This window comes from Anaerolineales bacterium (assembly GCA_022866145.1).
Lineage (GTDB): Bacteria > Chloroflexota > Anaerolineae > Anaerolineales > E44-bin32 > PFL42.
Map to the genome: position 1 here is coordinate 1 of JALHUE010000178.1, position 9,261 is coordinate 9,261.

Consider the following 9,261-nt stretch of genomic DNA (forward strand, 5'->3'; position numbering starts at 1 on the left):
ATAATCATACTTATCATCACCATCGAATTCTACCGGGACTTGCCAGCCTGTCAAGCACCTCCCTCCCTAACGGCCGCCCCGTTCTCTCCGCGATCTGACGCAGGCGCAGTCGCTGCTGCCTGGTGGGATCGCGCCGAGCGGCTGGCGCCAAGGAGGAAGGCGTCAGGACAATCTGCCCCCCCCACCCTGACGAGAACTCGGCATGGGGCCTGTGGCGACCGGGTGCCGACGAGAAGACGGCTAGGCCCTTCAAATGCCCGCCATGCTGCTTGTCGAGGTCCAGAACGACCCTTCCGGTCTGATTGAGGGATTGAGGGGTGGAAAGACCTGCGTCTAGCGGCTGAAGCTGCCCACGTACGGTGTCCGTCTGCCGCCAGTGGCGGCCAAACGGGGCCGCGATTACTGCGACACCCCTCTGGGTCAGACTGCCTGCGTTTGCGGACTGCAGGTCTGAGAGTGGAGCCGACAACCGAGTTTCGGCCTTCGTCCGCCGGCAGCCGGTCCCGCCAGGAAGGCCAATGTTGTACCTGTTCCGCGGCCGGAAGGGATACCAGGGGGCGGGCCAAGCAGGGCAACCAAGCACCGGACGAATGCCGGAAGGCGGAGAGGCACGTCAGCCGTCGAGGGATCAGGAGGTTCGGCGTTCAGGCAGCAGGCAGGCAGCGCGGGCGGATAGATCCGGACTCAGCCCTCGCTGGCATGGAACTGATCCAGGATGCGGGCAATGTCCCCACGTACCCAACAGCGGCGGAAGGCATCGACCATGGCCGGGTCGAACTGTACCCCGGACTGGCGGACGATCTCCTCCAGCGCCGACTCGGGGCTGACTGCCGGGCGGTACGGTCGGTCGGAGGTCATGGCGTCGAAGGTATCGACCACCGCCAGCAACCGGGCGCCTTCGGGAATCGATTCGCTGCCCAGACCCCGGGGATAGCCGCTGCCATTCCAGCGCTCGTGGTGATGAAACACGACGGGAATCGCCCTGGCCAGGTATGGGATGGGCTCGATCATTCGGGCGCCCACCTCAGGATGCTGGCGCATCTCCTGCCACTCATCGGCGGAGAGCTTGCCTGTCTTGCACAGGATGGCCTCTCGGATGGCGATCTTGCCGATGTCGTGCAGGATGGAACCAAACTCCAGGGCATCGATCTTCTCTTCGTCCCACTGCAATTCACGGGCAATGGCGGAGGCATAGGCGCTGACCCGCTCGACGTGCGAGCGAGTGGACCGATCGCGGGCTTCGATAGCGTTGGCCAGCATGCTCAGGCTGGCTTTGTAGGCGGACTTGAGCTGGGCGAGCATCAGCTCCCCGGTGCGCTGCAGGCGTGCCTGGACGGCCGACAGGAGCTCTTGGCTGGTGATGGGCTTGGTGATGTAGTCATCGGCGCCGAGGGCCTTGGCCGCGAAGATGTCCTCGCGCGTCCCGCGGGCGGTGAGGAAGATGAACGGAATCAAGGCTCCGACGGGCAGGCGGCGGACGGCCTGGAAAAGCTCGATGCCGTCCATCACGGGCATCGAGATGTCCGAGAGAATCAGTGCCGGGGTCTGTTCGACGAGCAGGTCGAGGGCCACCTTCCCGTTGGCTGCCGCCAGCACCGGATAGCCTGCGGCCTCCAGGATGTCGCGCAGGGCGACCAGCATCGCCGGGTCGTCCTCGACAACCAAGAGCAGCTCTCGCCTCGCGTCTTCTTCGGGATTATCCATTGGTCTGCGCTGCGGGTCCAAGGTCATTATGGGGCACGCCGAGTGGGCCTGCAAGCGTATGGCAGCCGGCGCAGGCTAGGAAAGTCCTCCTATTCCGCCGCTGACGCCAGGGTCAAGTTCGCCGACTCCAGGGTTCACCCCCCACCCCGACGGACGGCCACGACTGGGGGACGCCAGACAGCTCGCCTCCAGGTGGGTCAATCCGGCCGGTGGCCTGCCAGCCGGCTGCCGGCACTCTGCCAGGCCGTCGGATCGGCTTCAGGCTGCGGCCTGACTCCGAGCTGGATTAGGCGCACAAGCAGGCCTGCGAGCTCCGGATCCGCTGCCGGCGCCGCGCCGGCGCGAAATGCTTGCAGCAGGCGGGCCCGGCTCAATTCGACCCAGGACCACGATCTGCGGAAGCTGTCAGCCTTGGTCCAGTAGCCTCGATCCTCCCAGGCGGTCGCCGTCTGCTCGAGGGAGGCCGCCACCAGCTCTAACTGTTCGCAAATGAACGCCAGCCGATCGTTCTCCCGCTCTGGCGAAAGCGCCCCCCGCGAAGCCGACTGGAGAGCGGAGCGGATCCGGCCCAGGCTGGCGTCCCGAGATCGGCTGGGTGGAAGGTTGCGCACAATCCTAGGCATCGGTCGAGACCTGGCGCCCAGTATAGCCTGGAGAGAAGAGCGGTCCCCCTGGCAGGAGAACGAGACGGGCGTGCTAGAATTCGAGTGGGGGACGTGCACCGGCGGAAGAACACCCCGAGGCTGGCAAGACCAGAAAGGTCACTGAATTGGAAGACGGGATCAAGGTTGTCGCCACCAACCGCAAGGCGCAACATGACTACTTCCTCGAGGAGCGCCTGGAGGCCGGTATGGCCCTCAAGGGGACGGAGATCAAGTCGATCCGCATGGGTCAGGTCAGCATCCGGGAGGCGTTCGTGCAGCTCGATCAAGGCGAACTGTGGCTGCAGAACGCGCACATCGCTCCCTACGACCCGGCCAGTCACATGAACCACGATCCGAAGCGGCCCCGCAAGCTGCTTCTCCATCGGCGGGAGATCGCCAAGCTGGAGGGGACGATTCGGCAACGCGGCTATTCCCTGATCCCCACCCGGCTGTACTTGAAGGCCGGCCGGGCTAAGCTGGAGATCGCCTTGGCGCGCGGCAAGCGCCAGTATGACAAGCGCAGGGCGCTGGCGGAGAAGGATGCCCGCCGAGCGATGCAGCGAGAACTCGGCCGGCGCGGCTGAGGATGATCCAACCGTCGATCGCAGGTTTCAACTACCTGGACCCGGCAAAGAAGCGCGAGATCTATGCCAGGTTTGTGCCGGCCGAGCTGATCCAACACCTCAAGATCAGCGCAGACTTGAGGGATGGCCTGGGCCGGGACCTGCTGGAGGTGCGTTCAGTACCTGGTGCGCCCGATGTCCAGGTGATCCTGCGCCACGAGGCGGGTGCGCGGGATCCAGTGCTGTATGCCCACCTGACAGAGACCGTCCACGGACAGATCCACGTCCTGCTGTACATCATCAACGATCCGGTTTCGCCCCGTTTCGATGTGGATGTGATGCCGGATGGGCGCCCTACCCTCTTCGGCACCCAGCTGCGTAACCTGCCAGCCGAGCAGGCGGCCCTCGAGGCCGGCTTGGCGCCAGGCCAGGTGCGGCGGGGCTTGCGCCTGCTGCCCGCCGCCATCAAGTCCTTTGAGGCGTTCGTTGGATCCCTCGATCAGGAGTTGTTCTTCATTGAGCCGTTGTACTATCACAACGCCGTCCATTTCGAGCGTTTTGGTTTCGCCTACCAACAAGGCTTGCGCCTAATGCGGCGGATTCACGACGGCTTTGCCCCTGGCGCAGATCTAGCTCGCCGATTGGACGGGTCAACCCCGTTCCGTCAGCCTGCAGCGCAGCGGTCCATTCGCCTGCAGAGTTGGGCGCTACACGACGGGATTCTGGGCGAGGCCTTCACCGGAGCCATGATGTACCGGCGGCTCGGCGCCCCGCCCTCGGTCGATACAGTGGCCGGCGGCAGATGGTAGCAATTGCGCATAGCCTACGCCAAATTAGGGTGAAGGCCGCGGGGGTGGTGAGAGCTCTTCTTCGTGGCTATGCGCATGCTTCTCAATCCGGATCTGGTAGGATGGTGTTATGGGGATGAAGGGTCTCGACGGGGGTGGATCGCGCAGCACGGCAGACCGAGAGGCGCCGACCTCGTAAAATCCGCGCAACCACAAGTGCCAACCGCACTTCATACGCGGCGCTGCCGCTCGCAGCCTAGGCTCGTCGAGCTGTAACGCCCGGCGCCCTTGAGGCGCCCGCCCGCCCGAACCCTCCTCGACCGGCTCCGGGACGCGGCGAACAAAGGCCGAGGTGCTGTGCGCCTGCCATGGGCCGCACCTAAGACAGCCCTCCGGGCGACGTGGCTGGCAACAGGACCGCCTAGGTCACCGCAGGCGCCTGGCGCGAGATCACTCAGGTGACTACGTCTGTAGATGTGCTGTGACGGAAACCTTCGGACGCGGGTTCGACTCCCGCCATCTCCACCAGTCCGGCAGCGGCGATGAGTGCCGCTGCCGCTCCCTTTTCCGCCTGGCTAGCCGATCACCTTCAAGCGGAACCCCAGACCCCTCACCGTCTCCACAAACGTCACCTCGGGCTCAGACTCAGACAGCCGCTCGCGCAATCGGCGCACTAGGGCATCGATCGCCTGCTCGCTGACGCCGCTGCCCAGGCTTTCCAGCCAGACCTGCTCGACCACCTCGTCTCGGGAGACAATCCGGGTTGGATTCATGTACAGCAGCTCGAGCAGCCGGAACTGCTGCGGTGAAAGTGGCGGATCAAGCTCGTTGCCACCAACCCAGACCCGGTGCGCCGCCCGATCCAAGCGCAGCAGCCCCAAGTCGTGTGCGGCGGCCTCATCACTCCCCAATGGAACAGTCGAGTCCATTCCAACAAAGGCCAGTTTCGCCGCCAGGGCGATTTGGACCAGATCGCCATCCTGCAGCAGAGCGGGCTGCGACACGGCGACCCCGTTCAGGTGCGTCCCGTTCTTACTCCCCAGATCCTCGAGCCAATAGCCTCCCGCCTGGCGACGGATGCGGGCATGCTGTCGGGAGACTTGACGATCGGGTATCACAACCTGGCAGTCGAGGTCTCGGCCGATGAGCGTCTCCTCATCGGTCAGCGTCCAGCGGCTCCCTTGAGCCGCCCCCGACTGCCCGATCAGCACCGGAACCTGGCTGCCGTGCTGGGCATCCGCCATGAGCTTGGTTTGCTCCTGTCCGCCCCTAGGTATAATCCTGGTCAAATGCACCTGTCCGACGGTCATCTTCCCACCGGCTCCGCCCATGCCAAGCCTGCTTGAAACCGGCGCCATCCTGCGCGAACGCTACACGGTGCGCGGCATCGTCGGACGCGGCGGTATGGGTTCGATCTACCTTGCCGAAGACCTGCGGCTTCCCGGCCGAGCCTGCGCCGTCAAGGAGGTCGTGTCCGATCCCTCCCTGCCCCAGGCGCTCATCGATCAAGGACGATCCCAGTTCTACCGCGAAGCCTCGGTCCTCGCCCACCTCGATCACCCCAGTCTCCCGAAGGTCTCCGACTTCTTCACTGAAGGCAGCTCGGACTATCTGGTCATGGACTACGTGCCCGGGGTAGACCTCAAATCGATGCTTGACGAGGCCCGCCGCGCCGGGCAATTCCTCGATCTGGCGGAAGTCCTGCGCTGGGCCGAGCAAATCGCCGAAGCCCTCGAATATCTGCATTCGCAGGACCCCCCCGTCGTCCACCGCGATATCAAGCCCAGCAACCTGAAGCTCACCCCTTCCGGGCTGATCAAGCTTGTCGATTTTGGGCTGGTCAAGCAAATGGCTGCTGATGAGATGACTATCACCGTCATCCAGGGCCGCGGCACGGCCTACTACACGCCCCTGGAGCAATACGGGGGAGACGATGGGCACACTACCCCCCGCACCGATCTCTACGCCTTTGCCGCCACGCTGTATCACCTGCTCACCAACACGCCCCCGGCCGAAGCGAAGTATCGCTTTCTGCAGCCGGATGCCCTGCGTCCGCCTCGGGAGCTCAACCGGGCCATCCCGGCCCGAGTCGAGCGCGCCATCCTGTGGGCTCTGTCGCTGCATCCTGACGACAGACCTCCCGATGTTGCGGCCTTCCGTGAGGCTCTGCAATCCGGTTCCATAACCTCTCTGATCTCCGATGAAACCGCCGGTTGGAGCGGACGTCTCTCCGCCCTGTGGACCGAGATGGCCGCCTCACCCGCCGATCGCATTCTGGCAGCCGCGGCCGTCTTGATGGCTCTGCTGGGTCTGCTGGCCTCCTACGCCTCCTGATCGGCAGGCGGTTCGCTGGCGGAGGTCGTCTGCCCCCCGCCGACACTCCGACGAGCCTCAAGGCCCCATAGGGCTGCCAGCCCTGCGCCCGCACCGGCAGCCGCGAACACGAAACTAACGAATACCCCCTCCGCCCCAGCCGCACCTGGGCTGCCTGGCATTTGCAGTACCAGGTACACATAGGCGGCCATTCCGCCAATCACGGCCACCAGCCCAACTCGAGCCTGTAAGAGCGGGTACGGCCATCGGCGTCGAAGCAACCGCCATCCTGCAAGTCCCACTCCCACGCATCCGAGTGCCGCTCCCAGGAAGCTGTCCAGCCCAGCCGGCTGGGGCTGGTCGGCCTGCGGGTTGGCGGAAATGCTCTCCGCAGCGGTGGGGGGTACCGCCGAGCCACTTGCGGCCACAGCCGACGTCTCGCTCGGGACGGGCGTCGGAGCAATGACCGTGACAAACGCCGGGGCCCCTTCTTGAACGTTCAGCTGGACGATCTCCGAGGCGCGTGCGGGCTCGCTGCGAGCCTGGATCGACAACACCCCGATTCGGTCCAGAAGCACATTGCCCGAAGCCATGCCTTCGACTGTTGTTGCGCCGACTGTCGAGGGGATCGTCTCATCCTGATATTGCAGCATGAATTCGACCGGCGTCCCGTCCGGCACCCGGTTGCCGTTCCAGTCCAGAATGGGCCCCGCTTCGAGCACGATCTGGTCCCCGCTCAAGAAGCCCGGCTCCACAGTGGCCTCCCCCTCCGGCACATCCGGTGAGCGCAAGCCGATGCGGATCAGCTGGTCCGGGTCCGGAGTCAGGACGCTCAGCAGGTCGTACCCCACCCCCGGAATGCTCACCGGCGAGCGCCCGGTGGGGGCGACTTCCTGGAATAGAAGGCGGGCGGCAGTATCGACGAAAGCCGGGGTGTGCCCGTACAACCCGTACAAGGCATCGATCTTGGAGATATCGGTTGAGTCCAGATCAAACGGGACGTCCATGGCAAAGACGACCGCCCGCTTGCCGCCCAGCAGGTCTGGGCGGCGATCGAGCATCAGCTGTAGGGCATCGGATCCAAAGACGTCCGGGGTGGTCCGCAGGACGGCGAATATCAGCCAATCCGCTCCGCTGATCGCCCTGCCCACCTCGTCCGCAGATCGGATGGGCTCTGCCGGCGATGTCGGCGGCTTCTCGCCAAGGAAGACCGCCAGGTCCGCCAACGTGAAGGACTCAAGGTCCCAGCTGCGAACTTGTCCTCCGGATGCCGTCCCGTAGAGCGTGTTTACGCTTTCGGCCAGGGCTTCAGTGCCCAGGATGGGGACGGAGGCGCATGTGGCACAGGCCTGGTCCCGGCGCACATCGGTGAAGAACACGATTCGATCCCCGGTCTCCGGGACACCCAGCCGCTCTCTCACCTCCTCCGGGGAAGGACTGATCAACGTCGCCGAGCGTCGGGCCACGGCCAGCGGGTTCTCGGATCCCGCTGGAGGCTGCGCTTCGCCGGCCTCCGCCGGGGCACCGATTCCAGCCTCGAAGGAGCCCCCATACAGCTCAAGCTTCTTTCGCAACAGGCGAAGAACCGCGGCGTCTACCTGCTCGGCGAACACCGGATCGTCCTCGTACTTGTCTGCGAATGAACGCAGAGTGTTCAGGATCGAAGTCAGCTCGTCGGCGTCCTCCGGATTCTGGAAATCCTGGAGCAGCAGCAGATCCAGCCCTGCCTGGAACGCCGTGCGGGCGACAACTACCCCGTTGAAGGTTTGCTCTCTTGGGTCCACGAAACGGCGGATGGCCCTGGCGCCGAGCGACTCGCTTACCATCAGTCCGCCATTTGCACGCCACTCGGCGATGGGCTCAATGGCCACCAGCTGGCTGAGAGCGTCACGGTCGAGACTAACCGGCCGCGTCGTCTCCCGAATGTTGCCCTGCAGCCCCTGGTACCGGATGTGCGAGACCAGCAGGCCATCGACGCCACGGTCGGAGTTGTCGGTGGGCGGGGCAGCTAGCGCCAGGAACGGTGCCAGCTCAGTTTGGCGAAGCTGCTCCAGCGACTTGCGTACTGTCGCTACTTCCTCCTCGGCCGGTCGATCGGCGTTGCCCATCCCCGGGAAATGTGTCGCCACCACGGCAACTCGGCCCTCGGCGCCTTGGCGCAAGCCGGCCACAAAGGCGCGGCCTAAGCGCCCAACCCAGAAGGGGTCGCCTCCTAGGCTCTGAACGCCAAGGGCCTCGGCCCCGCCAGGCTGCACGTTCTCGACGATGTCGACTGAAGGCGCGAAGGCCAAGTTGATCCCCAGGGAGGCGAGCTCGCGCCCTGCTTGCTGCCCGGACTCCCTTGCCAGAGCCGGGTCCCAGGCCCCGCCAAGTGCCATCGGCGTGGCGCTCTCCGAGGCGATCCCCAGCAGTTCCGAGCTCAGCGTCCCATCGAGCCCAGGCGAGATCCCGACCCACAGCGGGATATACGGCCCGCTGCCAGGCTCGGCCGTCTCAAGGCCCGGCGTCCCGCCGGCTTCACTTGCCCCGAGCGCTGCCGCCTGCAGGCTGCTGGTGAGCTCGGCAACGCGGCTCCAACTTGATTCGCCATCGCTGAAGTTGCCGTTGGCCTTGCGCAGCACCACCCCGCCGACTCGACCTTCCTCAATCAGACGGAGGATCGGAGAATCGAGTGGGATCTCGCTCCCCTCGAAGGTGACGAGAAACAGCTGGCCAACCCGCTCCACTGGGGACATCCGCTCGAGGATTTCCTGGGCGGCGTCAGCGTCGGGCGCTGCCGCCCCTTGAGCGGAAAACCACAGCGGCGCCAGCACACCCAGCCAAAGAACAATTCGGACCGCAGACTTCATAACCGAAGTATACCGATCTCGGGACCTGGCCGCCACGCCGTTCAGGCGGGAGCAGACTCGGCAGTCAGGATGCTGAGGAGCAGATCCCTGCGGGCAGGCCCGCTGAGGAATTCCAGCCGCCTGACACCGAGGGGGTCAACCTCACTTCGGAGAAGGCGAAGTTCGTCGGGTGTCGGTGGGGGAGTCTCGCTCAGGCCGGGAGCGACATCGAGTGCGAAGCCCGTCTTTGCCTGAATCGTCATGGGCGACTGCCCAGGATGGACATGCGTCAGCCGCATTCGGCCCTCTGGAAAATCGAATTGCCCCAGATCCGAGACGAGGTAGCCGGCCCCAGCACCCCAGCGCCTCTCCGGCGTGTGACCGAGGCCCGAGCGAAAATCGAGGGTCTCGACGAACGTCA

General features: G+C 65.1%; 8 protein-coding genes and 1 other RNA gene. 4 read left to right on the plus strand and 5 right to left on the minus strand.

The genetic code is table 11. From position 1 onward, the window contains the following. Positions 1–684: 684 nt before the first annotated feature. Entirely contained in the window at positions 685–1,704 is a 1,020-nt protein-coding gene (locus MUO23_05650; GenBank protein MCJ7512438.1) for a response regulator, read from the minus strand. A 197-nt stretch (positions 1,705–1,901) separates the two neighbouring features. After that, a complete protein-coding gene (locus MUO23_05655; protein MCJ7512439.1) occupies positions 1,902–2,327 on the minus strand; it encodes a hypothetical protein in 426 nt (141 codons plus the stop codon). Positions 2,328–2,473: 146 nt separating this feature from the next. On the opposite strand from MUO23_05655, the gene smpB reads away from it, so the two are divergent. The 3 genes from smpB (at position 2,474) to ssrA (ending at position 4,227) form a co-directional block, all read left to right on the plus strand. After that, complete coding sequence (gene smpB, locus MUO23_05660; protein ID MCJ7512440.1) at positions 2,474–2,932, plus strand: SsrA-binding protein SmpB; 459 nt, start codon at positions 2,474–2,476, stop codon at positions 2,930–2,932. A 2-nt stretch (positions 2,933–2,934) separates the two neighbouring features. After that, positions 2,935–3,720: a hypothetical protein gene (locus MUO23_05665; protein MCJ7512441.1), complete on the plus strand. Its 786-nt coding sequence runs from the start codon at positions 2,935–2,937 to the stop codon at positions 3,718–3,720. A gap of 111 nt (positions 3,721–3,831) precedes the next feature. Next, positions 3,832–4,227, plus strand: a transfer-messenger RNA (tmRNA) gene (gene ssrA, locus MUO23_05670). 47 nt (positions 4,228–4,274) lie between these two features. Here ssrA and MUO23_05675 read toward each other — a convergent pair. Beyond that, a complete protein-coding gene (locus tag MUO23_05675; GenBank protein ID MCJ7512442.1) occupies positions 4,275–4,943 on the minus strand; it encodes an FHA domain-containing protein in 669 nt (222 codons plus the stop codon). An 85-nt stretch (positions 4,944–5,028) separates the two neighbouring features. Between MUO23_05675 and MUO23_05680 the strand changes: the two genes are divergently transcribed. Then, positions 5,029–6,033 (plus strand): serine/threonine protein kinase, encoded by a 1,005-nt coding sequence (locus tag MUO23_05680; protein MCJ7512443.1) that lies wholly within the window; start codon positions 5,029–5,031, stop codon positions 6,031–6,033. Here MUO23_05680 and MUO23_05685 read toward each other — a convergent pair. Then, complete coding sequence (locus tag MUO23_05685; GenBank protein MCJ7512444.1) at positions 6,021–8,861, minus strand: hypothetical protein; 2,841 nt, start codon at positions 8,859–8,861, stop codon at positions 6,021–6,023. The two genes, MUO23_05680 and MUO23_05685, sit on opposite strands and share 13 nt — an antisense overlap. A 41-nt stretch (positions 8,862–8,902) precedes the next feature. Next, on the minus strand, positions 8,903–9,261 hold a 359-nt coding region (locus tag MUO23_05690), incomplete at its 5' end, for a hypothetical protein (GenBank protein ID MCJ7512445.1).